Source organism: Photobacterium damselae subsp. damselae (assembly GCF_038086725.1).
Classification (GTDB): Bacteria; Pseudomonadota; Gammaproteobacteria; order Enterobacterales; family Vibrionaceae; genus Photobacterium; species Photobacterium damselae.
Window position 1 is genome coordinate 1,112,199 of sequence record NZ_CP146971.1, and the last position, 23,896, is coordinate 1,136,094.

Sequence of the window (23,896 nt, forward strand, 5' to 3'; positions counted from 1 at the left end):
ACGCCAAATTAAGAATCCCCAGATATGCTGGGGATTCTCTTAATACTTTCGTTTGTCACTTAAGATCTTAGTGAGTGGTTCATTGCTTATCATCTTATTATTCTTCTTATAGAAGGTGGATTCTCGACTATTAGCTTCTGCCACACTGAAAATCTTTTCTATTTCATAGGGTGCGCCTTCAATAACGTGATTTAGAAAAGTTGCAATACCTCGCTCAAAGCCAATGGTTTTAGTCGTAAGAATGGGATCGGAAAAGTGAAATTTGACTAAGGGTTTATGGTCGTTGCTGGTGATCTTTTCTTTATGGATAGTATTAAAGCCAAACTTTTTTGCTTGTAGAGGGATCCCACCAGGAAGTAACTCTGCGGGTAAGGTTAATGCTGCTTTTATTAAGGTCATTCTATCCTCCTTGATAAGAACCTTCTCATTAAGAATGGCATAAAAAGAAAGCTAGGTTAAGTTATTCTAAACAAATTGACGATAAAACGAACAAGCATTAATCGGGCAAGAAAATAATGTCCAAAAATGAAAAAAAATTTAATGAGTGTTCTTGCTTAAATAATGCATAACTATATTCAGTAAACAAGCATTTTGTGTGACAAATTGCATCATTGCAAATGGTTTTTATGTGATATTGAGCACATAACTAGCTAAATAAATGAGGTTTTTTTACGGTTTTTCGTTCCTTAAACCCAGTTTTAGATAAATTTAACGTTGATTATGCAAAAAAGAATATTAATTTCTAAATTGTCATTTATGTCTGAAACTGCAAAAACTCATTCCATTTTTAGTGTTTTTATTTATCAAATCTAGCGTAATAATAGCGTCATCTTCTGAGGCAAGCTAAGAAGTTATATTTTCTTGCTTTCTAAAATGAAATCAAAAGCTTATTTATATAATAGTTATTTGTTATATAGAGAAATTATTAAGAGTGTGACGCCTTAACAATCCTTTCAATAAGCATAACAATATTTAAGTTAAATCCAATTTAAATACCTTTTCACATCTATTTAATTTGGGTTTATCGAAGCGCGAAAAAATCAGGTATATATTTATGAGCAATATAAATGTAATGCGCGCTCTTATCGTAGAGCACCAAAATATTGAAGCGAACAGCTACGCAGACCGTACTACTCAGTCTCTAGCTCAAGAATTAAAAGATCGCTCAATTGAAATCATCACTGCAACCTCTTATGACGATGCGAAAGCTATTATTATGGCGAATCAAATCGACAGCTTGGTGCTAGCGCTTGATAAAACTGAAGAACAATTAACAAATTCAACTGAAGAACTAGAACTTCTTGCTGTACTTAAAGAGCGTCAAGCTGAAGTGCCTGTATTTGTTCTAGCTGAACGTGCTCGTACTTCTGTTCTTGCTAACCGCAAGCTAATGGAACGTATCGACGAATGTTACTCAGTACTTGAAGACACTGCAGATTTCGTTGCTGGCCGTATCGTTGCTGCAATGAAGCGTTACCGTGATGTTGTTATTCCTCCATTTATGAAAGCGATGATGGAATACAACGACGTTCACGAGTACTCATGGTCTGCTCCTGGTCACCAAGGCGGTATCGGTTTCACTAAGACTCCAGCCGGTAACCAGTTCTACCAATTCTACGGTGAAAACCTATTCCGTACTGATATGGGTATCGAACGTGCTTCTCTAGGTTCTCTACTAGACCACACTGGCGCATTCAAAGACTCAGAAGTAGAAGCAGCGAAAATCTTCGGTGCTCACGAATCTTACTCAGGTATCGTAGGTACTTCTGGTTCTAACCGTACTATCATGCAAGCGTGTCTAAAAGATGACGACGTTGCTATCTGTGACCGTAACTGTCACAAATCAATTGAACAAGGTCTGATCCTAACTGGTGCTCGCCCTGTTTATATGACACCTAGCCGTAACTGCTACGGTATCATCGGTCCAATCAGCAAAGCGCAAATGAGCAAAGAGTCTCTAGCGAAGAAAATTGCTGAGAAAGCACCTGAATTTGACCTAAACAAAGATAAAGCAAGCTACTCAGTAGTAACTAACTGTACTTATGACGGTATGTGTTACCACTCAGAAGTGACTGAAGCACTTCTTGCTGAATCTGCAAGCCGTATCCACATGGATGAAGCTTGGTTTGGTTATGCTCGCTTTAACCCTATCTACAAGGGTCACTTTGCGATGCGTGGCGATGCGAAAGACCACAAAGGTCCAACAGTATTTGCAACTCACTCAACTCACAAGTTGTTGAACGCACTGTCTCAAGCATCTTACATTCACGTTCGTAACGGTGAAAACGCTATTGACTTTGATCGTTTCAACCAAGCGTACATGATGCACACTTCAACTTCACCACTATACGCAATCTGCGCATCTAACGATGTTGCTGCGAACATGATGAAAGGTGAAAGTGGTCTGTCTCTAACTAACGAAGTGGTTCGTGAAGCGGTTATCTTCCGTCAAAACGTACGTCGTCTATTTAACGATTACACTTCTGAAAACGATTGGTTCTTCAAGCCTTGGAACGCAGAAACTGTTACTGAAACTAACGGTGACAAAGTGAAGTTTGAAGATGCATCTGTTGAAGCGTTAATGACAGTTCAAGACAACTGGAAACTACACCCAGGCGATCAATGGCACGGTTTCGATGACATCGATGATGACTGGTGTATGCTTGACCCAATCAAGGTGAGTCTACTAACTCCAGGACTTGATGACAAAGGTCAATTCCTAGATAAAGGTGTTCCTGCAGCACTTGTTAGCGCATACCTAGGTCGTTTCGGTATCGTACCAACTCGTACAACTGACTTCCAAGTAATGTTCCTATTCTCAATGGGTATTACTAAAGGTAAACGTGACACACTAATCAACACCTTGTTGTCATTTAAGCGTCACTACGATGCAAACGCAGATCTAGAAGTGATTCTACCTGAGCTAGTTGCAAGCAACCCTGCAGCTTACAAAGGTCTTGGTCTGAAAGATCTAGGTAACAAGATGTTTGAATACCTAGTTCGTCATAACCCAGGTCAAGTGCTAAACAACGCGTACTCAAGCCTACCAGAAATGGAGCTTAAACCACGTGATGCTTACCAGATGATCGTATCTAACGACGTTGAGCTAGTTGCTTCGGATGAACTTGTTGGTCGTGTTGCAGCGCACTCTGTTATCCCTTACCCACCAGGCATCCCAATGCTAATGGGTGGTGAAAACTTCGGTGACGAAAATAGCCCACAAATCCAGTACCTAAAAGCGCTAGAAGCTTGGGATGAAGAGTTCCCTGGTTTCGAACACGAAACTGAAGGTGCTGAGATCGAGAATGGTAAATACCACGTTCTATGTATCAAAAAAGAAGCGCTTAAGTAATTATTTACACCGCACTTGCTAAATAAAACTTAACGTAATAAAGAGGCTAATGTGAAAACATTAGCCTCTTTTTCTGTTATATCTAAAGCGGAAATTGCAGAAGTAAATATGTTATTTCCCGATTAATTTAATGAACTGGTATGAGTTATAAGTTGATTCTGGAAGCATTTTCCAACAATGACATAACTGCAACATGCTAAAAATGAGGCATAAAGAGGAGCCTCTACCCAGCCAAGATCCCAATGTACAAACATAGCGGTTCCACTCAAAAACCCAACAACTAAAGAGCTTAACGCCGCATAGATATTGCCTGGAAACCAATGAGCAAGTAGTGTTGGGGCGACTAATGCAGCCATTAAAGTCCCAGACCCCAAGATTGCTAGCATAGATAACATTAGCGGGGGAGTAAAAAGCATAATGACAAAGCCAAGTAGCCCCAATAGTAGCACCGATACTCGATTAAACATAAGTAGCTGTTTTTTATTTAATTTACATTGAGGCCATAGCGCTTGACGAAGATCGTGCGATACGGCACCTGAAATTGCATGAAGAACCGAATTGGCGGTCGACTTCATGGCAAATAAAATAAACAAGGTGACAATTGCTGAAAGTGTCGGGGAGAGATAATGGGTTAAGAACATTGGCATCGCACTATCTGGATTATCCAGTTCGGGCATTTTTACTCGCATATATAAGCCAACCATAGGAACAAGACTTAATAGACAAGCCATTGGAGTAATATATGCAGCAACATGATGTAATTTTGTTGTTTTAGCAAAAGCCATAAAGCGAACAGACATATAAGGGAGTGTTGCACTGTAGATAAATGCGTAAGGCAACACCATCAAAACATGCCATTGGCTTTCACCATATGGGCCTGAATTATCAGGTGCAAGTAGTTGAGGATCGATTTGATTAAGTTGATCAATAAAGTCAGTAGGTGAAATATCGGCAAAAATAGTTACTACAACAATTAAAGCCGATGCGCACATCCCAATCACCATAAAGGTATCCGTAAAAGCAACAGCAGCAAGTCCACCAACAGATGTATATAAGATGATAACGCCAACCATCATAAGAGAAGCTGTGATTGCATCAATACCTAGCCATTGTCCTGCCAGTAATCCTAACGCTTTAATTTGGCCAACTAAAAAAACGAGTAGTAGAACAATCGTAATAATAGCGGCAAAGGCTTGAGTGACTCGCTTAATACTATCGGGTCCAGAATGGCTATGGGCTATGTATTCTGGAATAGTTAGCGTCCCCATAGTTTGTGCTTTGTGGTGCAGAAAACGTGCACAAAAAAGAACGGCTAGGACAATTGCTGGGGCAAAGAAAAAATTGCCAAGCAACTCTATTGCGCCATATTTATAGGCAACACCTGGGGAACCCATAAATCCCCAGCCAGAAAACGCGGTTGCAACAATTGTTGAGGCCCCAATAAAAGGACCTAAACAGTTTGAGGCAAGGAGAAAACCTCCCTCTCCATTGCCTTTATGCATCACTTTATTACTGTAGGTGGCTAACCCGACCATAATGGATATGGTTCCTAAGAGTAGCCACCAATTTAGGGAGGTATTCATAACGCCCCCTTAGATTAGATTGCTGGTGCACTTTTTGTTGCTTGACGCTTTTTCGCTATGCTGATCACAATCTCACCCATACCGCCACCGATAACAAGAATGCCACCAATAGCTTGAAGCGTTGTAAGGGATTCATTAAACATCATGATACCGATACCTGCACCAACAACGGTTTCAAGATAGGACACACAAGCCAGTTCAGCAGCTTTTAAATGTTTTGCTGCAATAGTTAATAATGACAGAGCACCAAAACCAATAAAGAAGCCCATTGCTAATAACCAAACCCACGAACTGGCATTCATTTCAGCCAATGATGGTGGATTAAGCATAAAGCAAACGCCAATGGCAATAGCACCAAATAGGAAGTTAAAGAAAGAGCGAGAGTCTGAGCTGACATCGGTACGATAGCGACTAAAGAATAGATATAAACCATAGCCAATACCAGAGGTTAGACCTAGCATATCACCTAGCATAGTCTCTTTTGAAAAGGATAAAGACATGGTAAATCCAGACTCTGGCGTATAACCGATAACGCCAATAATCAGTAAACAGCCCACGAAAACAGCACTTAAAAATCCAGCAGTTAAAGCAGAAATTTTTTCTTTTAAGAAGATTGCAGCCAAAATGGTTGAAACAACTGGACCTGTATAAATTAGAAAGACCGCATTGGCAAGAGTTGTGTATTGGGTTGCAGAAACATAGGCGGCAAGGCAGAGTCCTAAACAAGCGCCACTGGCAATGACCGTAGGGGAGAGCTTAGTGGATTTTATCTGTAAGGTTTTTCCTTGATAATACATCAGAGCAAAAATACAAACCGCACCTACAACCATACGTGTAAATGCAATAACATCACCACTGGTATTAATATTGCGAGCAAAAAGACCAACGCACCCCATTAAGGTGGCTGAAATGATCATGGTTGAATAACCGAGTGTTTTTGGATTCATCGTAACTACTCCTTAGATGAATGCTTTGAAGAGGTGTCATCTAAGGCTCCTCCACCGGTATATTGCTGATAACCAAAGACCACTGAGACACCTAAACAGAGTATCAAGTTTGCAATCAAAAAGGCATCAATAGACCAATAACCTGTTAGCATTATCCAGTCCTTTGTGAACAGAAATCGAAGGGATACTCTCCGTGTTTTTGTGTTGGTACAAATAACAAATGAAGAGTGGTTGAGAGTGATATTGGTCGAGAATTAGAGTGATAACTAGCGAAAACCTGCCATAAAATTATTCATTGCTGCTAAAGGGAGTAAGTTGTGATAACGATATTCTCAAGTAGTGACAAAATGTAAGATTTGATGGAAGTGACTGGGTTTGTGGACAAGGTTGGCAAGGTTATGAATTTTGTGCTTTAAAGTCGTTTGGGTATAAAGCTAAATAAATTTTATTTTGTTATTTCGTCGTCTTTAGAATCGATTTGAATGTTAGATGCCCAATTGGTTTTTATGGATAAAAAAGTGCTTTACAAGATAAAAATCTGACAGTATTATTCGCAGCACTTACGGAGGGATGGCTGAGTGGTTGAAAGCACCGGTCTTGAAAACCGGCGATGGTTAATAGCTATCCTAGGGTTCAAATCCCTATCTCTCCGCCACATTCAAGAGATAACCCACTGTTTTACAGTGGGTTTTTTCGTTTTAGACTGTTTGTAGTTTACTTTTCAAAATCAACAGAAATCTAAAAAATAATTCTGTTTAGTCGTGTTTAGAAATCTAAGATTAGCATCACACTATACAAATCAAAAGATTTGTTAGACCTTCCACGTCTTCAAAAGCACGTTTTGAAGCCGTGAAACGCCCCAGTTTAAAGAAATGTGGTAAAGTTAAACAAAGGCATTAACACGGATAGAAACGCATGGATTTTCAAATACAAGAGTTTATAGACAGGATTTCGAAGCAGGTTCCCGACGAGGTCCCCGACAAACAAGAGCTGATCATTCAGTCAATCCTTGAAATCCTCGAAGCCAACGAGATCACGGTTTTGAAACAGATTGCACTCAACAACATTCAAAAAAATCTGCTCTGATTATAGAAAGCCACACCCTAAAAAGTTTGGCTTACCTCTTTTTATTCACACTGCACAAATAAAAGCTTGTGGACCTATCTCGTACCATATAAAATCAAATCTGTGTTTTTGATTATCAAAAGTTGGTTTTTGATTTATGACTGATTGCTTTGAATTGTCTGACGCAAAACTAATGCAAGAGAATGGTGTCATTTCAAAAGTAGAAATTATTACCGAGGAAAGTAACGGATACGTAATCACTTTCTTGGGTAAGAATGGACAGCAATTCTACCTCAAAACACAGCGAGGAAGCATTCGATACTTCAAAACTTTGGATAGTGCTTTCAATACTATTCAATCTTTGGGTTATGACGTTAGCAAATTAGTAGTAGTGAATAAGGGTGAATAATGTATTCGTTAGATAACATTAAAAATAAAATTTTGTGCGGTGACGTTCTGGAAGAAATGAAAAAAATTCCCGAAAAATCAATAGATTTAGTGGTTACTTCACCCCCTTACAATCTTAAAAACTCGTCTGGTAACGGAATGAAAGATGGTCGTGGTGGTAAGTGGGCAAATGCTCAACTAATCAACGGCTATCAAACTCACGGTGATAATATGCCGCACGATGAGTATGTAGAATGGCAAAGAGCTTGTTTGACCGAAATGATGAGAGTAGTAAAAGATGACGGGGCGATTTTCTACAACCATAAATGGCGAGTTCAAAAAGGTCTAATTCAAGACCGTCAAGACATTGTTGAAGGCTTCCCAGTTCGCCAGATTATCATTTGGCAACGTAAAGGCGGATTTAACTTCAACCCTGGCTACTTTGTCCCGACTTATGAAGTCATTTATATGATAGCGAAAAAAGACTTTAAACTTGCCAAAGGTGCGAACGGTCACGGGGACGTATGGCAAATAGGACAAGCAAAAGGTATCGATCACCCTGCACCATTCCCAGTTGAATTGATTGAAAGAGTAATTTCTTCAACGAATGCGGAAATAGTCTTAGATCCGTTTATGGGTTCAGGCACTACTGCAATTGCAGCGACGAACCTAGAAAGAGACTATGTAGGTATCGAAATCTCCCCAGAATATTGTGAATATGCGAAACAACGCATTCTAGAGGAAACAGGTCAGCAACAACTTGCATTATAAGCCTTTCAATTAGTTAGATATGATCGTATCGTAGGGTCCTTTTTTTGGACTCTACGGTATGAACAATGACAGTTGATGAGCTAATCGAAAAACTACAAGGTGTAATGCACCAATGGCACAGAGGGACACGTCAAGGCAATGACGGGAACCAAGGGAACACACTTGAAGATCTTTTAGGTGTTCCAGAGAACAACATTCCACTACCTGATCTTGGTGGTGTATACGAATTAAAAACTCAAAAGAAAGAGTCTAGTGCTCTTGTAACTCTTTTACATTCAGATCCTACTATTCCTCAAACTCCCGTTCCAAAACTTTGTGTATCGCTTGGTTGGCCTCATAAAGACGCAGGCGGTAAATATCCAGTAGACGAAATGAGTTTCCGCTCTACCACATACGGACACGCTTTTTCTGATCGAGGTTTCAGAATTCAAGCAAGCGAAGACATTTTAGAGTTTATGTTTTCTCCTAACGAGGTTCAAACACACAAAGAAGATAAATCGAAAGCTTTTGGCACTTATGGCGATTGGTTAGCTGATTTGTCAAATCGAGACATTCATTATACTGATGTTTTACCCGTTCAATATGATATGAGAGCATTAGCGGCTAAAATCAAAGCAAAACTTGATAATACCGTCTTTGTTTTGTGTAAAACTAAAAAGTGTCCGAAAACACAAGAAAAGCTTTTCTTTTACGATCAAGCTTTCATATTGAGCGGTTTTAAAGTGGATAATCTAGTTGATTTATTGAATAGCGGCGGCTTGTATCTTGACTTCGACGCTCGAACACGCCACAACCACGGCACAAAGATCCGAGTGAAGACAACACGTTTAAAAGACCTATTTGAACACTCTATCGTGTTATAAGATATGCATATACAAACTGGTCGAGATTTAAAATGAAAAATATAAACATTTTTGAAAAGCTCCAAGAACTCTACTTTTGTCAAAAAAAAGTAATCTTTTTTTATTCTATGCGACATCGTTACGTAACACAAAAAAACGATGACAATGGGGAGTTACTAGAAGAGTATGACGAAGAAATCCTATCGTGTCGTGAGAAGATAAAAGCGTTGGAAAAAGAATTAGGTTTGGTATCTGCTGAAAACGACTCAAAGTAAGATAGTTTTTGAAATTAAAGAAAGCCATACTTTTAAAGTTTGGCTTTTTCATTTCTCAAACCTCACTACACAATTTTTTAAATATTATTTCGCATAAAATAATTTTAAAAATACACAAACTAAAAGCTTTCTTTCCTCTCAATATTTCAATAATTTTGAGTTCTCAAAAATCGAGATATACTAGTAAATATAGTTGTGAAAACTGAATAGAAACAAGTTGGAGTATGACCCTGCGGTCCATAGCACTTGTTCTGCGAAGCTAGATTTAAATTATCAATCTGACGATTGAAATAATTTAATGAAAACACAACTTGATAGTTGTATTTTTTTGGGAACATTGAAAATGAGGAATAAGAAAAAACAGATTGTCTTAAGAGGTCAAGAAGACAATAAAAAACTAGAAGAGATCAGTAAGTTTCACGAAGAGCGAAACTTAAAACTTGCTGAATGTGTTTTGAACACTGAAAAACGTATTTTTATTAATATGACAATTGACACAGTCAGACAAGTTCAAAAGACTTTGAACTTTGTCAACACATTCTATAGTCACAATGTCAACGATTTAAAATCAATATTTAATAAAGTCATTCTTCATTACTGCGACTTGTCAGAATATAAAGACAGTTCATTATCTGATTTTTCAAAATCGAATAAAAAGAAATTTATTGAATTTTCAGATCTTGAAAAACGAGTTTTCGACTTTGAAAAAAAAGAACTTGAAAACGCAAAAGGTCGTTTGTCTAACCTTGATTTTCTTCATTTATTTATTACAAAAAAGACAAGAACCGTAGACTTTAAAAAAACAGATTATTTTAAAAAGATTGAACAACTTTCAGATCGTTATAGTCGCATAGCTAACAAGAACAGATCCAAAATCGTGATTAAAGTGTCACAGAACAAAACGAACTTTGATCACGAATTAGTAAAAGCGATTAAATCAAGCTCAAAACTAAAAACACACTTTGGAACTTTCGATTTTGAAGAGTTCAAAACTGATTTCATTAACTATTGTGAAAGTCTTTTAAAACAAAAAAATCAAACTTCTGATCTATCTGTTCAACTCGTAGAAGTCGAGTAAGCGAAGGATAGATTATGATTATAAAAATCCAACACAACGGCAGTAATAACAACGACTTAAAGACAGTTTGTGATTACATTTCAAACCCGAAAAATCAAAACGATTCAGATCGTTGCGAAATGCTTGCAACGTCCAAGACTGACATAAACAAAGACTTAAAAAATGAAGCTCTAAAAAGTTTTATGTTAGACGTTGAAACTAATCATAATTTGCACTTACAGCAAGAAAAGAAAAAATCTAATAACAAGTATCTTTATGACCACATAGAGATCGCTTTTTCTCCAGAGGACTGGAAAAGCAGAACAAATCAAGAAATGTTGGACATTGCAAAAGAGGGTTTAAGCGGTTTCGTGAAAGATTTTGAAGATAAAGAATTTTTGTATACTTTACATAATGATACAGAGAATAAACACTTTCATTTTATCGTTCCCCGTGTCTCAACTTCATTAAGTTATGATCACGCTTGGCAGTCAAAAAACCGATCTAGAAAAATCGCTGAACAACTAGAAGATAAATATGATTTAACTAAAACAAATCGCCAAGATTCTTCACCGCAGGACCCAGCGAACAAGCTTCAAGCAATAGCGAAAAAAGCGTTTAACGCTAACGATTTAGAAGCGGCTGAAAAGCTTGAAGAACTGGCAGCGCAAAGAGCAAAAGAACTTGAAAAGAATCCGTTTGAGTTTATGCGCAAACAAACCGTTTACGCAGCAAAAAACGCAAAGAACAACACACACTTTTTCAAACTTCTAGATAAGCACAACATTGAAGTAAAACCGAGCTTCAAAAAAGGGCAAAACGGACAGCAAGAAATCCGTGGATTTTCTTTTGAAATGCGTAATAAAGACGGTTCAGTAATCGCACATTCAAGCGGTTCAAAGCTTAGTAGAAAGCTATTGACTAAAAACGCACTAGAAACACGCTTCAAGGGCATAACCAAGCAAATCATACAGAGACAAGAGCAAAAGCAAACAACGCCTAAAACCATTAAAAACAAGGCTCAGACAGCAAAACAAACGGCTTCAACGTCTAACAAGTCAGTTAAAAAGCCGTCAAAAGCACCTTCTTCAACTCTACCAAGTAAATCGAACGAGGTTGATAAGTTTGCAGACGCTGAAACTAAAAAAATCCAACAATATCAGAAACAAATGATGGATTACTATGACGAAGTTCAAGCGAAAAAACGAGCAGAAAACGAGAATAAAGACGGGATTTTTAAGTTATTTGTTGACGACTACCGAGAGCTAAAAGAGAAAGAAAGTTTAAAACAAAAACGAGCTGAAAGAGATCTTGAAAAAGCTTTAGTTGAAGAGTCTAGTTTTGTTAATGACGAACCAAATAAAACGACAAAATCAACGAAAAAAGCGATTGATTTGGATAATAAAAAATCGGTTGGTTGGTTTTCAAATCTCACAAAACCGAGTGAAGAAAAGTATCAAGAAATGCTTGAAAAAGGTTTTGATTTGACTACCGCCAAGCTTCCAAAAGCTTGGATTGACAAGGAAAATGCTTATAAAATCACTAACTTTTTAAGCGATAACAAAGACTTGTTAAGTCAGAAAGAGAAAGTACATTTGTTCAATACGTTAAAGAAAAATCAAGCTTCTGACGAAATTCTATCAAGAGCTTATAAAGAGTTTGAACCGACTGACGAAGCACAGAAAAAAGAGCGTGAGAGATTGCTCAACAAGTTTAAAAATCAAAGCAATGAGTTAGCGAGTCAGTATCAAGCAGCGAACAAAAAACCGCTTCATAGCTCGAATAAGCAAGTCTTTACTTCTGTCTTGAAGAAGAAAAAAGACAAGAACAAGAAAGACAAAAACAAAGCTTTAAAAATCTAACTCGTCTAACAATTCTTCTTCTGTCTTTTCATTATCAAAAATCGTTTCCGCTTCTCGCTCAAAATCAATTTCAGGACGTTTCAAAGCTTGTTGCCAAGCACTCAGCCCATTAAAACCTTTTTCGCTGCTCTCTGTGCTTTCTAGTTCGTTTTCTGTCGCTTTCGCTACTGCTGGCTGTGTTTCTGCTTTCTCTTCTTTTTTCGTTGTAACTTCTTCTTTTTCTTGTGCTTCAAGTGGTTTCAACGAGTAACTAAAACAATAATCGTTATATTCAAAATCAAATCCATTTTTTTCATTTTTCAAAATGTTCATTATTAACTTTTTTGACTCTTTTCTTTCGTTTTTTGTAGATTGTTTTAAGTTCATTAGGTTGAAAATGGTTTTTATGTTAATTCTGTAATTATGTTTACTCGTTCTTAATCTAGAACCAGTTATAGTTAAAAATAAACTCAATTCACTTCTGCACTTTATAATGTCGTAAACATTAAAATACGTGTCAATTTCGCTAGTATCTTGCCTTGGTATGATTAAATCGTTATGTTCGATAATCGAGTATTCGATCTCTTTTCTTCTGATTGATTTGATCAAGATTTTGTTTGAAGTTTCCATTTCGTTTAAGTGTTCAAGAAAAAAGTCAAAACCTTTTTTTGAATTATTAAAGAGTTTTTTAATCTTGCTAACTTTGATTTTGTAATTATTTTCTTGATTATTGTCTAAATATGAATATTGAGCATTTCCGATCAATATAAAGAAAAGCTTTTTAGCGGTTAGTGAAATATCACTGTAATAGTAGTTATAAGTGTTTGCTTCTGTGCTTTGAATTGTAGTTGTTCTTGGTGTTCTTACTTTGTATATTTTTGACATTAAAAAGTCTCCTTAAAAAATTTAATAGAGACTCACTAAATGGTATTGACAAAAATTAATACTCACGTTATTTTATTTATAGTTATCTAGTGGAATATTTAACTATCGATAAAAGGGTTTGTCTCCTTGCTTTCAAAAAATAGAGTGCTTTATAAAGTGCTCTTTTTTCTTTTCTAACTATACGAATATCATTAAAATAAATTAAATCAAGTCTAATTATAAAAACAATTGTATTCAATATCGTTATACCTCCGAAATACTCCCCCTTGAATACCGAATTACTCCCCCTCCAATACCGACTTACCACCCCCTATAATAAGAGACTTTATAATAAAAGACTTTATATATAGATAGTGAAACTCGTTCACTTTGAGATGTGTCTGTTCTCCTTCGTCGAAAATGTTTGTGCGTAGAAAAAACTCTATGGAGTTTTTGACGCTTGTATTAAATCGCAAGCTCATATTCTGAAATTGCAATTTTTAAACCTTTTATCTATTAACAAAAATAAACATTCTAGATCTAAATACTTTGATATTTTAATATTTGTGTTTGTATGTAGTTATAAGAGTTCAAACTTTTTACTTCAAACAAAAGAGAGGTTAACTATGAAATCATTTAAATATGACTCAAAAATGAGTGAATTAGAGCTATTAAAACTAGTAACTCAATTCATAATCTACAATCTGAACCAGTCTAAAAACTCAAACGAGTTTTTCAATATTCTTCAAAAATCGAGCATTCAAACGGTTCTAGACAAGAATAAAAATCTAGTGTTCAACGTGAATAACGACAAGAACAAACTTATCAAGTCTTTCAAAATCGACGACTTCAACGGTCCAGATTTAACAACACAAAGCTTTTTAGAGCAATTTAAGGACTTTTTTGAACGTCTAGAACTACTACACGCCAACAGCGAAAGAAACCCCAAACAGAAGAAAATTAGAAGTTCTGGCTTGTTAAAATGGGATGACGAGCACGGAAACACATATTTTTATCTTGATAATGATAAAAATAACTTTGTTTTTAAACAATTTAAAAATGGTCAAATGGTCTGTAAGTCAGATAGTAAAAGTCTTGATTTAATGACAAAAGAGCAAGTTAAAAACGGCTGGCAATCGGTTCAAGTAAGTTCAAACAATAAAGAGTATATAAAGAACAAAATTAAATACTGGTATAAGCATAAAAAAACAGCTTCTATTACGGATATTTCACTTTCTGAAAACCGTAGTTTTGAAGGTTTAATGCTTAACGAGCTTAAAGAAGCTCTTGGAGATCGCAAACTTAACGATTTTGAAATTGAACACGTTAAAAACTATTTTCTTTCTGATCAAGTTTCAGATCAAGAACTCAAAGAAAGTTTTGGTATGTCTGTAGAAAAATCTTGCAGTTTCGAAGCTCAAAACGATCCAATTTTTCCCCCTGACGAACCAGAACCAACAAACAAAAAACAACGCACGAAAAGGAATTTAAAACTATGGTAGAAACAAAATTTTTTGATTGGAAAAGCGAAGAACAACGAGTTCTTGAAGAACTTAGAAAAGAAATAGAAAGTATTCAATCAAAACAAAAAAACGAAGAACCTAAACCAAAAAACACAACTTAAGAGTTGTGTTTTTTTGATTACTTAGTTTTATGTTTACTTGTTACAAAGTCATTTTATTTTTAAAACGTCAATCCTTGAAGATTTATTAAGTAATCTTGAACTATTTATATATTATTTATTTCTTGAAGTCAATATGTATTTTAAATCTAATCTACTTTATTTATATCTATGCGTTGAATCAAGCATTTCTTCACAGATTTTAATATCTCTACTTCTCAACCCATAGTAATTACGATCACCAAGCGACAACCAATTACTTCCTTTATTCGTAAATGGATTATTTGGGTAGCCATAAAAACAACTCGTAAAAATCTTACCATCGTTGTAAGTCGTTGAATAATAGTAAATATTATACATTTTTCCTTTGATCTGTGTATGTGTCTTCGCAGTTGAAAAAAACGCTGTGAAACAACACAAAATCAAAGTTATTATTTTAATCTTCATTATCTCTAATTCCTTCTTCTCTTTATTATTTATATATCACAACTTTGATATTAATAAACCTTACCGTATGCAACCCCAACCGACAAATCCAATACTTATTTTTTATTTCTCTTATTTTAAAATAAAAAACAATTAGACAAACCCAATGTTTTTATTTGACAAGTTAAAAATTAAATGGTAATTAAATAATTAAGATCAAATAAGAGAGGTTCGAAGTGAATTATGAAATAAAAGATAACAAAATACATTTTAATCAGACAAAAACAGAAATTAGACGTTTGTATAAAATTAACGTTTTTGATATGAGAGAAATTACAAATGAACTTACTGACAGAGTTTGTAACTCATATTTACAAGACTTGGAAGAAGTAAAAAAGACAGTTTCTGATAATAAAATCAAATATTCAAACATTAAAACAAATAATTGTTGCATATCTAGTTTCTCAATTTTCGAAGATAATCAAGAAAATATTGAAAACTATTTAACATATAAAAACTTTATTAAAGAATTAGAAATTAAAGCTATTCCGTATTATTCATTTGGCTGGCGATTTGGAAAACTTGGAATTAAGAAATTGAGGGATTTTTCAATGCCAGAAAAACCGCTATTTCTGGACACTAAAAAGCTTTCTTTAAACAGTCGTCAACGTCTTAAAAAACTAACGAATAACAAAGAGTTTAAAAAATCTTTTAAAGATCATTTTGACGGTTTGACTATCAATAATCGTGAGTTTTCAGACATTATCACAGAAGTTTTAGCGACTTGTGGAAACAAAATGTTTACTAAACACGAATTTAGGATAGACACAGAAAAGTTTTTAATTGCGAACGGTAGACGATACAGCTATTTTAATAGTCGTTTTGTTGCTCTTAAAAACCCTGCTCAAATAACTCTTACAGAAACGTTTGTAGAACCACCCAAACGACTTGGAAAGCGTGATTTTACAGTCACTTACAAGCTCAACAACAAAACTTATTCAAAGACTGTAACGCTTGATTTCTACGGTTACGACGAAACAGATTTTGAAGAAATTAATGATATGTTTGATTTGTATACGTCTATGTAATTAACTGATTTTATTAATTTTTTAACGTTCAATAGGGCGTTTTTTTTCATTTAAATAAAAGGATTTCTAATCAAAAGTTGGACAAATCCAACTTTTTTAAGCTCTGAATTGTTTGGCATGGATTGCGACAAATCCAACAATTTTTCTTTCATGGTCACAACCGACAAATCCAACAGTTTTGATGTTTCGATATTTTTGAAAATGTCGTTATGTAAATTACTATATAATTGGAAATATAGATAATGTATAAATATAGCAATCTAATGCTTTAAAGTAATTCAAGTGCATATTTTAACAACTCAACACCTAAAAAAGCCCTATAAATAAGGATTTTTAATTTCAATTTTTACACTTTTCTTTTCTAGTGATTATATGCAATATTTTTAATAGAAAAACCAATCGTTTGATTTTTCAATTTAGACCATTTAGGGGTATACCCTAATTTTTACCGCAACACTTCAACAACTCAATTTTTCAGATTTACAACACTAAAAACCTTGATATATAAGGATTTATCCGCCTTGTGTGTTGTTGCTGCTTGTCTCGTTTCTTTGTTGTGCCTATCGTTTTTTGAAAATTAAAAATCAATCAAAACCTATCTTTGTTTAAATCTCTTAATTGCAATTATCAACTAAGAACACTATCAAAACAATAAACTTACATAAACAACGCTTACACTATTATTTTTGAATCAAACGCTTAAAAATAGCAATATCACTTTTAATCAAGAAATGTTGGATTTGTCCGTTTGATCGATAACCAAAACTGTTGGATTTGTCCCTTGTGACATAACCCGACAAACACAACACTTTTTAAAAATGCTTTGTATATCGGGCTTTTTTCAGCGCAGGAGAAAACAAGGTTTTCGACTTATACGACTATACACAAATCACGCATCGAAATTGTCGATAAGGTTATCAATAACCTTGCGTTTTTCCGCTTGTGTCTTTTCCATTTTTTCCCCATTTTCAAACATAATCTTATCTCTCAAAAGAGCTTTTCGAGCTTCTGGAGTTAGAACAGTTATGTGTGAATAGTGTCTTTCAATCATAGATCCGCTTGTTCCTGCATTTTCAGCTATGAGAGGGATCGGAACGTTGTTTTCCAAAGCTATTGTAATATAGCTATGGCGCAAACTATAAAGCGTCAAATCCTTTGATTTTGATAGTGTTTTTGTGTCTTTTAACTCATCGATCCACTTCTTAAAAATCTTTGGATATGTGGGTTTTTGGCTGAAATTGGTTGAAAAAATTGTTACTCCTGCTTTGTTGTTTTTGAGAAACAACACCGCTTCTTTTTTCGTGAATTTTTGCGCCAATTTTGGGAACTTCAAAGCAACAACTGAATGGATTGTCTCTTCTGCAAAATGATCAAGAATGACGTTTCTATTATTTCTTGTGTAGTTCTTCGTTTTCCCTTCTCGAACGGTGCAATACAGATCCCCAAAATCTGAAAAGTTCAAGTCTCCCCAAGTTATGCCAAGAGCTTCAGATCCAGCCCGAACGCCCGAATAAAAAAGAAATGACGAGTAAAGAATTGCCATTCTCTGAGTGTGTTGTCCTTTTCCGTGTGCGTTTCTGCATTCGTTTATAGCGTGGACTACTACTTTCGAAAACTCTGAGTATGTGAAATGATCTTTTCTGCTTTCGGGTTTCTTACTTGGCTTGATTTTTTTCAAGTCAACAACGTCATTTTTAGTAATGAGTTTTTTCTCTACGCTTCGATCAAAAATCTCATTAAAACAATACTTTGTAACTCGTAGTTGAGTAGTTGAAAACGGTTGATTTTCTTCAAAATAAGCACGGATTAAAGGCATTTCAAGACCTGACGGATTCAAGTCTTCTTTGTAAAATTGCTTGATACGTTTAAAGATTCTTATGTGTGTTTCGTGTTTTTTCTCTTTTCCGTCAATTTTTAAAGCATCTTGATTTTTTTCGTGGACTTTGATCAGTTCATCAATGATTTTGTGAACTGTTGATTTTTGCTTTGGTTGGCGGATTTTTTCGCCACGGCTTAAAAGCATTTTATTGAAGTAATATTCTTCCATTGCTTTTTCTACCGCTTCGTCATAATCGTCAGTTCTTAGCGAAAACTGAAGAGGTTTTTGGTTTGGAAACTTTAAGTAAATACCATAATTTTTTGACTGTGGAACTTTTCGAATTGCTAACCCGTCTTTGAGCTTGTGATACTCGCTTTTTTGTCCATTTTTAGCCATTTTTAACACCTTGATTTGTTTAGTTTTGTGTTTACACGACTTGATAAAAAGCGGTAACGCATTGAAAAATAATACATAACAACACTTAAACAATCAAACTTGAAAACCGGCATACGTTTGTAGCGTATCTAGGGTTCAAATCCCTATCCCTCCGCCACTTATTCTTTAAGTTTGGTTTTCCGAGCTTAAGTAAAGAATTGGAGCGGTAGTTCAGTTGGTTAGAATACCGGCCTGTCACGCCGGGGGTCGCGGGTTCGAGTCCCGTCCGCTCCGCCACTACAACGAAGCCTCAGCAGAAATGTTGAGGCTTTTTTGTATCTCTTTTTGTTCAAAACAGCTTTTCTGTTTAATGATTTCCTCTAGAACACAATCTTTCGCTATGTCATCGTGTTGTTTAAGCTTGATTGAATAGCTCTGTGATAACTTTTTCTATTGTGCGATAACGAGCACCTAATACTCGATGTTTTTTCTTTACTAAGTATAAGGTTTCGCTAACTGTTTGTGGGGTCTGGATAACCGTCAGTTTATCTTTGCTTGTAAATTGATCTACAGCACTTTTCGGCAGAACCGTAAAGCCAAGTCCCATTGCAATAGGCAGTAATATTTGGCTTAGTTGATTGATATAACTTGATACTGGCAAAGTGCTCGTATCCATTTCTGCTAATTTTTTATCACCACATTGAGTGAAAAACATTGATAAGTAGAGTTGGGCATCTGGATGATCAATTAAACCTAAAGATAATAAATCATCAGGAGTAATTGTCGTTTGTGCTCTGTGGGGGACGATCAAATAAAGGTTTTCAAATCCAACCGTTTTAAAATCAAACAAGCCAGAATTCGGTTGTTGAGTAACGATTCCAAGTTCAATATCCCCGGAGGTTATTTCGTGCAAAATCTTATGATTTGGTGCAGCTTCAATGTGTATATTTAACTGTGGATGTTGAGATTGAACATGAAGTAGAGCTGGATACAAACTTAAAGCGAGAGAGCCAGAGCAGGCAATAGAACAAGTACCGCAGAAAGGGTCATCGGAACCCAGTTGATCGAGTAATGTTTGCTCATTTTTTTCAAGTTGTTGGCTGTACTGATAAACCAATCTTCCTTGTTCGGTAAGCTCAAAACTTTTTTTCTCTCTAATTATCAGCGGGTAGCCACAATACTCTTCAAGTTTTTTTATATGCTGACTAACACCTGGTTGAGTCATAAATAACTTTTGAGCTGTTTTTGTGAAGTGACCGGTATCAATAAGAGTCGTAAAGGTTTTTAGCCAAATAGGATTGAGCATCATAACTTTCATCATCGTAAATCATAAAAGGTAGAATAAACGATAATTTTGTTTCGAGCGAATAAAAAGGGAGAAGGGGACCTACTCCTTCTCCAAATAAAATAGCAATATTATTATAATAAATAGGGTTATTGCACTTCGAGCATACCGCGATCAACGATAAAATCGATGATCTTATCAAGGCCTTTACCTTCTTTTAGGTTAGTAAAGACGTACGGTTTTTCTGGTCGCATTCTCGCGGTATCGGCTTCCATAACTTCTAGCGATGCCCCAACGTAAGGTGCCAGATCGATTTTATTGATCACTAAAAGATCTGAGCGCGTAATACCTGGACCACCTTTACGTGGAATTTTTTCACCTTCGGCAACATCAATAACATAAATTGTAAGATCAGCTAGCTCTGGACTAAATGTTGCACTAAGGTTGTCGCCACCACTTTCAACGAATACGACATCTAAGTTTTTATGGCGCATAGCCAACTCTTCAACTGCCGCTAAGTTCATTGATGCATCTTCACGAATTGCGGTGTGAGGACAACCTCCGGTTTCGACACCAATAATACGATCTGCATCTAATGCTTCTGCTCGTGTTAGAATTTTTGCATCTTCTTGCGTATAAATGTCATTTGTAACGACCGCAATCTGGAAGCGATCTCGCAGTGCTTTACACAGAACTTCTAACAGCGCAGTTTTGCCTGAACCGACAGGGCCACCAACCCCTATTCTTAAGGGCTGTTTATAATTTTGCATCAGTTTGAATCCTTATGAACGGAATAATCGAGTGTATTGAGTTTCATGTCGGCAACTCGCAATAACTTGAGCTGGAGTAAAACTGCCAATGTTATTGTCGGGCCACGTTAAACTTTTCTCTAACGCTATTGGAATCATCTCTGCTAATTCAAAAATTAACTGTTGCCCAGCCGTCTGACCAAGGGGGACTAGTTTGACTCCAGCCATAACGGCGTTTTCAAGCCAGGCCCACAGATAACCTTTAGCCAGTTGATGATTAGGAATTTTCCAGTGAATACCCGCTAAGGCAAAAGCAGCGATTTGTGTCTGCTTTACCATTGCTAACTCTTCTTCTGATAGTTCAATTCCTAATTTAGGCAATAGTTGAGCAAAGGCATATCCACGTTGACGCTCTTCAGCTCTCAGTTCTTTTGTTTCTCGACTTGCAACAATTAATTGGCTCCACTCTTGGGCTTGTTGAGTTTTCCCTTTTGTAAGAGCATCAATCATTTTATAGAGTACAGGTAACTCAAGCGTTGCAATACTGTCGAGTAACTGCTGAGTTAACCACTGCTTGAGTGTCTGAGGATCGGATATCCAACCGCACTCTATAGCCCATTCTAACCCTTGTGAATAAGTGAAAGATCCCACTGGTAGAGAAGGGCTGATGAGTTGATATAACCGCAGATCTGCCAACATAAAAAACTCACAACAAAAATTCTAAATAGTTAATGGTGATGATGACTACCGGTAGTACCGCCATAAGCACCAGGTTCTGGTTGATATTTTTCTTGTGCAACAATAACCTGAGCACCTAGGCCTCGAACCATATCATCAAGAACATGATCATGTTGGTAACGGCACCAGCCTTGTTCTACTTGTAGCGGTACATGACGATTACCTAAGTGATAACAGACGCGAGCAAGTAATAATGGGTCTTCAGTAATAACAGTTGAGACGGTCTCTTTCGCCGCAATGATAATGGCTGTTTCACCACTTTCTGCAACAACCACATCACCTTCTTTTAAGATGGTTCCTCTTGGGAGAAAAAGACCAGCAGCCAGACCATTGCTGAGTGTTACTTTAAGTCGGCTTTTGGTTCGTTCATCCATGGTTAAGCAAATCTGATAATCCGCCTGAGTATCAGTACTATGATCCGGTTCGATCAGTGTAATAAATTGAAGCATCTTCTATTTACCTACCATTAAAACAAGAAGTAACGTTGTGCCATAGGCAGCTCTGTGGCTGGCTCACAAGTTAAAGGAATCCCATCTGCTTTGACTTCATAAGTTTGAGAGTCCAATTCAATATGTGGGGTATAACTATTATGAATCATGTCTTTTTTCGAAATATTTCGACAACCATGAACTCGACCGATACGACTCTTTAAGTTCAATTGTTCTGGGACACCGTTATCTATCCCTGCTTGAGACATAAAAATCATGGATGAGCTGTACATCGCTTTGCCATAACATGCGTACATAGGACGATAATGTACGGGTTGTGGCGTTGGAATTGCTGCATTGATATCACCCATAGGGGCATAGGCAACTAAACCACATTTCAAAATTAGAGCGGGTTTGACACCAAAGAAAGCAGGATCCCATAAAACGATATCTGCCAGTTTACCCACTTCTAGAGAACCCACTTCGTGAGAAATACCATGAGCAATAGCTGGATTGATCGTATATTTAGCAATGTAGCGTTTGATTCGGGTGTTATCACTAAATGGAGTATCACCTTCTAATGAACCTCGCTGAAGCTTCATCTTATTGGCACATTGCCAAGTACGAGTAATGACTTCTCCAACACGGCCCATTGCTTGAGAATCTGATGACATCACTGAAATTGCACCAAGATCATGCAGAATATCTTCGGCTGCAATGGTTTCTCTACGAATACGAGATTCAGCAAAAGCTACATCTTCTGGTATTGATGGGTCCAAATGATGACAAACCATCAACATATCCAAATGCTCATCGACAGTATTGATGGTGTAAGGCATTGTTGGGTTTGTTGATGCCGGTAAGATATTATGTTCACCCACCGATTTGATCACATCTGGCGCATGTCCACCGCCAGCGCCTTCGGTATGGAATACGTGGATAACACGATCACCAATGGCTTTAACCGTTTCTTCGTAAAATCCGCCTTCATTTAAGGTGTCTGAGTGGATAGCAACTTGAATATCCATCTCATCTGCCACATTCATACAGTTATTAATAGCAGCGGGCGTTGCACCCCAATCTTCATGCAGTTTTAAACCAACAGCTCCAGCTTCAATTTGCTCTCGTAATGCTTCTGGTTTACTGACACAACCTTTACCAAATAAACCCACATTAATCGGTAAGTCATCAACGGCTTCCAGCATTCGTGACATATTCCAGACCCCTGGTGTCACGGTTGTTGCATTGGAACCCGCCACTGGACCGGTTCCGCCACCGATAAAGGTTGTTAAGCCAGAACATAATCCTTCTTCGGCTTGTTGAGGACAGATAAAATGAATGTGAGTATCGATTCCTCCAGCTGTTACGATCTTGCCTTCGCCTGCCACAACTTCTGTACCGGGACCGATAACAATATCAACATTAGGCTGGACGTCTGGGTTACCCGCTTTACCTATTCCGGATATACGACCGTCTTTAATACCGATATCCGCTTTTACAATACCCCAGTGATCGATAATAAGAGCATTTGTAATGAGTACATCAACACAATGTTCACTGGTGACTTGGCTCTGGCCCATACCATCACGAATAACTTTACCGCCGCCAAATTTGACTTCTTCACCATATGTTGTGAAGTCGCGCTCAACTTCTAGTAGCAACTCAGTATCGGCTAAGCGAACGCGGTCACCCACCGTTGGACCAAACATATCGGAATAAGCTTGACGAGAAATGTTTGCCATTGTTATTTTACCTCGCCCATGATTTCACCATGAAAGCCATATATTTCACGTTTTCCACCAAATTTCACCAACTCAACCGTACGGCGTTGGCCTGGTTCAAAACGAACAGCCATACCCGCGGGAATATTGAGTCGATAGCCTTTTGTTAGCTCTCGTTCAAAAATTAGAAACGGATTAACTTCATAAAAATGGTAATGAGAGCCAACTTGTACTGGACGGTCTCCACTATTAGAAACTCGAATTGTCATAACCATTCGACCGATATTAAGCGCAATATCACCTAATTCTTGGTTAATAATCACTTCGCCTGGAATCATTTTTCTTTCCTATATAATTGGCTCGTGAATTGAGACAAGTTTGGTTCCATCTGGAAACGTACATTCAACCTGAATATTTGGGATCATTTCAGGAATACCTTCCATAACATCATCTGCAGTCAATATTGTTCGGCCAAAGTTCATTAGCTCTGCAACCGTTTTTCCATCACGAGCACCTTCCATAATGGCGCAACTTATAAGGGCAATAGATTCAGGGTAATTTAATTTCAAGCCACGTTCTTTTCGACGCTCGGCGACAAGGCCTGCAGTGAACAGTAATAACTTATCTTTTTCTCTTGGTGTTAATTCCATAATATCTCCTAA

The 23,896-nt window shown here is 36.8% G+C and carries 23 protein-coding genes and 2 tRNA genes; 12 read left to right on the plus strand and 13 right to left on the minus strand.

The genetic code is table 11. The features are described 5' to 3' along the window. Positions 1-39: 39 nt before the first annotated feature. Positions 40-399, minus strand: a complete 360-nt coding sequence (locus WAX86_RS19605; RefSeq protein ID WP_044179533.1) for a hypothetical protein — start codon at positions 397-399, stop codon at positions 40-42. A 655-nt stretch (positions 400-1,054) separates the two neighbouring features. Between WAX86_RS19605 and adiA the strand changes: the two genes are divergently transcribed. Then, entirely contained in the window at positions 1,055-3,352 is a 2,298-nt protein-coding gene (gene adiA / locus WAX86_RS19610; RefSeq protein WP_086368293.1) for an arginine decarboxylase, read from the plus strand. 122 nt (positions 3,353-3,474) lie between these two features. Here adiA and WAX86_RS19615 read toward each other — a convergent pair whose 3' ends face one another. From WAX86_RS19615 to WAX86_RS19625, 3 genes are read right to left on the minus strand one after another with little or no spacing between them, the layout of a single operon-like run. Next, complete coding sequence (locus tag WAX86_RS19615; RefSeq protein ID WP_115061191.1) at positions 3,475-4,935, minus strand: sodium:solute symporter family protein; 1,461 nt, start codon at positions 4,933-4,935, stop codon at positions 3,475-3,477. A 14-nt stretch (positions 4,936-4,949) separates the two neighbouring features. Then, on the minus strand, positions 4,950-5,882 hold the full coding sequence (locus WAX86_RS19620) for a DMT family transporter (RefSeq protein WP_065170623.1): 933 nt from the start codon (positions 5,880-5,882) through the stop codon (positions 4,950-4,952). Positions 5,883-5,887: 5 nt separating this feature from the next. Continuing rightward, on the minus strand, positions 5,888-6,034 hold the full coding sequence (locus WAX86_RS19625; protein ID WP_168443827.1) for a hypothetical protein: 147 nt from the start codon (positions 6,032-6,034) through the stop codon (positions 5,888-5,890). A gap of 412 nt (positions 6,035-6,446) precedes the next feature. On the opposite strand from WAX86_RS19625, the gene WAX86_RS19630 reads away from it, so the two are divergent. From WAX86_RS19630 to WAX86_RS19660, 7 genes are all read left to right on the plus strand, one after another. Further along, positions 6,447-6,537, plus strand: a tRNA-Ser gene (locus tag WAX86_RS19630). A gap of 567 nt (positions 6,538-7,104) precedes the next feature. Beyond that, a complete protein-coding gene (locus WAX86_RS19635; protein ID WP_102433950.1) occupies positions 7,105-7,356 on the plus strand; it encodes a hypothetical protein in 252 nt (83 codons plus the stop codon). Then, a complete protein-coding gene (locus WAX86_RS19640) occupies positions 7,356-8,105 on the plus strand; it encodes a site-specific DNA-methyltransferase (RefSeq protein ID WP_198595804.1) in 750 nt (249 codons plus the stop codon). The genes WAX86_RS19635 and WAX86_RS19640 overlap by 1 nt, the downstream gene beginning before the upstream one ends. A gap of 65 nt (positions 8,106-8,170) precedes the next feature. After that, positions 8,171-8,968, plus strand: coding sequence for an MvaI/BcnI family restriction endonuclease (locus tag WAX86_RS19645; protein WP_341489552.1), 798 nt, complete (start codon positions 8,171-8,173; stop codon positions 8,966-8,968). Between the two features lie 32 nt (positions 8,969-9,000). Continuing rightward, the gene (locus tag WAX86_RS19650) at positions 9,001-9,222 is read left to right on the plus strand and encodes a hypothetical protein (protein ID WP_102433948.1); all 222 of its coding nucleotides are present in this window, start codon (positions 9,001-9,003) and stop codon (positions 9,220-9,222) included. A 298-nt stretch (positions 9,223-9,520) separates the two neighbouring features. Beyond that, positions 9,521-10,300 carry a hypothetical protein gene (locus WAX86_RS19655; RefSeq protein WP_341489553.1) on the plus strand — a complete coding sequence of 260 codons (780 nt, stop codon included), beginning with the start codon at positions 9,521-9,523 and terminating at the stop codon, positions 10,298-10,300. A 14-nt stretch (positions 10,301-10,314) separates the two neighbouring features. After that, a complete protein-coding gene (locus tag WAX86_RS19660; RefSeq protein WP_341489554.1) occupies positions 10,315-12,141 on the plus strand; it encodes a relaxase/mobilization nuclease domain-containing protein in 1,827 nt (608 codons plus the stop codon). On the opposite strand, the gene WAX86_RS19665 is transcribed toward WAX86_RS19660, so the two are convergent. After that, a complete protein-coding gene (locus tag WAX86_RS19665) occupies positions 12,130-13,005 on the minus strand; it encodes a hypothetical protein (protein WP_341489555.1) in 876 nt (291 codons plus the stop codon). The genes WAX86_RS19660 and WAX86_RS19665 overlap by 12 nt on opposite strands. 605 nt (positions 13,006-13,610) lie before the next feature. On the opposite strand from WAX86_RS19665, the gene WAX86_RS19670 reads away from it, so the two are divergent. The 3 genes from WAX86_RS19670 to WAX86_RS19680 all read left to right on the plus strand — a co-directional run bounded on the left by WAX86_RS19670 (position 13,611) and on the right by WAX86_RS19680 (position 16,119). Further along, positions 13,611-14,486: a hypothetical protein gene (locus WAX86_RS19670; RefSeq protein WP_341489556.1), complete on the plus strand. Its 876-nt coding sequence runs from the start codon at positions 13,611-13,613 to the stop codon at positions 14,484-14,486. Continuing rightward, positions 14,480-14,608 carry a hypothetical protein gene (locus WAX86_RS19675; RefSeq protein WP_341489557.1) on the plus strand — a complete coding sequence of 43 codons (129 nt, stop codon included), beginning with the start codon at positions 14,480-14,482 and terminating at the stop codon, positions 14,606-14,608. The genes WAX86_RS19670 and WAX86_RS19675 overlap by 7 nt, the downstream gene beginning before the upstream one ends. 659 nt (positions 14,609-15,267) lie before the next feature. Continuing rightward, a complete protein-coding gene (locus tag WAX86_RS19680) occupies positions 15,268-16,119 on the plus strand; it encodes a hypothetical protein (RefSeq protein ID WP_341489558.1) in 852 nt (283 codons plus the stop codon). An 889-nt stretch (positions 16,120-17,008) separates the two neighbouring features. On the opposite strand, the gene WAX86_RS19685 is transcribed toward WAX86_RS19680, so the two are convergent. Next, entirely contained in the window at positions 17,009-18,334 is a 1,326-nt protein-coding gene (locus WAX86_RS19685; RefSeq protein ID WP_341489559.1) for a tyrosine-type recombinase/integrase, read from the minus strand. Positions 18,335-18,533: 199 nt separating this feature from the next. On the opposite strand from WAX86_RS19685, the gene WAX86_RS19690 reads away from it, so the two are divergent. Beyond that, positions 18,534-18,610: transfer RNA gene (locus WAX86_RS19690), tRNA-Asp, on the plus strand. Positions 18,611-18,728: 118 nt separating this feature from the next. On the opposite strand, the gene WAX86_RS19695 is transcribed toward WAX86_RS19690, so the two are convergent. The 7 genes from WAX86_RS19695 to ureA all read right to left on the minus strand — a co-directional run bounded on the left by WAX86_RS19695 (position 18,729) and on the right by ureA (position 23,884). Beyond that, positions 18,729-19,619 carry a LysR family transcriptional regulator gene (locus WAX86_RS19695; RefSeq protein WP_188007516.1) on the minus strand — a complete coding sequence of 297 codons (891 nt, stop codon included), beginning with the start codon at positions 19,617-19,619 and terminating at the stop codon, positions 18,729-18,731. A 128-nt stretch (positions 19,620-19,747) separates the two neighbouring features. Then, positions 19,748-20,368, minus strand: coding sequence for an urease accessory protein UreG (gene ureG / locus WAX86_RS19700; protein WP_005303986.1), 621 nt, complete (start codon positions 20,366-20,368; stop codon positions 19,748-19,750). A 12-nt stretch (positions 20,369-20,380) separates the two neighbouring features. Continuing rightward, complete coding sequence (locus tag WAX86_RS19705; RefSeq protein WP_065170620.1) at positions 20,381-21,046, minus strand: urease accessory protein UreF; 666 nt, start codon at positions 21,044-21,046, stop codon at positions 20,381-20,383. Between the two features lie 29 nt (positions 21,047-21,075). Continuing rightward, positions 21,076-21,534, minus strand: a complete 459-nt coding sequence (ureE, locus tag WAX86_RS19710; protein WP_341489560.1) for an urease accessory protein UreE — start codon at positions 21,532-21,534, stop codon at positions 21,076-21,078. Between the two features lie 17 nt (positions 21,535-21,551). Next, complete coding sequence (gene ureC / locus WAX86_RS19715) at positions 21,552-23,255, minus strand: urease subunit alpha (protein ID WP_106341275.1); 1,704 nt, start codon at positions 23,253-23,255, stop codon at positions 21,552-21,554. A gap of 2 nt (positions 23,256-23,257) precedes the next feature. After that, a complete protein-coding gene (locus WAX86_RS19720) occupies positions 23,258-23,572 on the minus strand; it encodes an urease subunit beta (RefSeq protein WP_036765374.1) in 315 nt (104 codons plus the stop codon). 9 nt (positions 23,573-23,581) lie between these two features. Beyond that, on the minus strand, positions 23,582-23,884 hold the full coding sequence (gene ureA, locus WAX86_RS19725; RefSeq protein ID WP_036765376.1) for an urease subunit gamma: 303 nt from the start codon (positions 23,882-23,884) through the stop codon (positions 23,582-23,584). Between the last annotated feature and the right edge of the window lie 12 nt (positions 23,885-23,896).

What these genes read in the sequence shown, in the direction of transcription:
- WAX86_RS19605 (WP_044179533.1), bottom strand. Translation starts at nt 399, where the DNA reads ATGACCTTAATAAAAGCAGCATTAACCTTACCCGCAGAGTTACTTCCT.
- adiA (WP_086368293.1), top strand. Translation starts at nt 1,055, where the DNA reads ATGAGCAATATAAATGTAATGCGCGCTCTTATCGTAGAGCACCAAAAT.
- WAX86_RS19615 (WP_115061191.1), bottom strand. Translation starts at nt 4,935, where the DNA reads ATGAATACCTCCCTAAATTGGTGGCTACTCTTAGGAACCATATCCATT.
- WAX86_RS19620 (WP_065170623.1), bottom strand. Translation starts at nt 5,882, where the DNA reads ATGAATCCAAAAACACTCGGTTATTCAACCATGATCATTTCAGCCACC.
- WAX86_RS19625 (WP_168443827.1), bottom strand. Translation starts at nt 6,034, where the DNA reads ATGCTAACAGGTTATTGGTCTATTGATGCCTTTTTGATTGCAAACTTG.
- WAX86_RS19635 (WP_102433950.1), top strand. Translation starts at nt 7,105, where the DNA reads ATGACTGATTGCTTTGAATTGTCTGACGCAAAACTAATGCAAGAGAAT.
- WAX86_RS19640 (WP_198595804.1), top strand. Translation starts at nt 7,356, where the DNA reads ATGTATTCGTTAGATAACATTAAAAATAAAATTTTGTGCGGTGACGTT.
- WAX86_RS19645 (WP_341489552.1), top strand. Translation starts at nt 8,171, where the DNA reads ATGACAGTTGATGAGCTAATCGAAAAACTACAAGGTGTAATGCACCAA.
- WAX86_RS19650 (WP_102433948.1), top strand. Translation starts at nt 9,001, where the DNA reads ATGAAAAATATAAACATTTTTGAAAAGCTCCAAGAACTCTACTTTTGT.
- WAX86_RS19655 (WP_341489553.1), top strand. Translation starts at nt 9,521, where the DNA reads ATGAAAACACAACTTGATAGTTGTATTTTTTTGGGAACATTGAAAATG.
- WAX86_RS19660 (WP_341489554.1), top strand. Translation starts at nt 10,315, where the DNA reads ATGATTATAAAAATCCAACACAACGGCAGTAATAACAACGACTTAAAG.
- WAX86_RS19665 (WP_341489555.1), bottom strand. Translation starts at nt 13,005, where the DNA reads ATGTCAAAAATATACAAAGTAAGAACACCAAGAACAACTACAATTCAA.
- WAX86_RS19670 (WP_341489556.1), top strand. Translation starts at nt 13,611, where the DNA reads ATGAAATCATTTAAATATGACTCAAAAATGAGTGAATTAGAGCTATTA.
- WAX86_RS19675 (WP_341489557.1), top strand. Translation starts at nt 14,480, where the DNA reads ATGGTAGAAACAAAATTTTTTGATTGGAAAAGCGAAGAACAACGAGTT.
- WAX86_RS19685 (WP_341489559.1), bottom strand. Translation starts at nt 18,334, where the DNA reads ATGGCTAAAAATGGACAAAAAAGCGAGTATCACAAGCTCAAAGACGGG.
- WAX86_RS19695 (WP_188007516.1), bottom strand. Translation starts at nt 19,619, where the DNA reads ATGCTCAATCCTATTTGGCTAAAAACCTTTACGACTCTTATTGATACC.
- ureG (WP_005303986.1), bottom strand. Translation starts at nt 20,368, where the DNA reads ATGCAAAATTATAAACAGCCCTTAAGAATAGGGGTTGGTGGCCCTGTC.
- WAX86_RS19705 (WP_065170620.1), bottom strand. Translation starts at nt 21,046, where the DNA reads ATGTTGGCAGATCTGCGGTTATATCAACTCATCAGCCCTTCTCTACCA.
- ureE (WP_341489560.1), bottom strand. Translation starts at nt 21,534, where the DNA reads ATGCTTCAATTTATTACACTGATCGAACCGGATCATAGTACTGATACT.
- ureC (WP_106341275.1), bottom strand. Translation starts at nt 23,255, where the DNA reads ATGGCAAACATTTCTCGTCAAGCTTATTCCGATATGTTTGGTCCAACG.
- WAX86_RS19720 (WP_036765374.1), bottom strand. Translation starts at nt 23,572, where the DNA reads ATGATTCCAGGCGAAGTGATTATTAACCAAGAATTAGGTGATATTGCG.
- ureA (WP_036765376.1), bottom strand. Translation starts at nt 23,884, where the DNA reads ATGGAATTAACACCAAGAGAAAAAGATAAGTTATTACTGTTCACTGCA.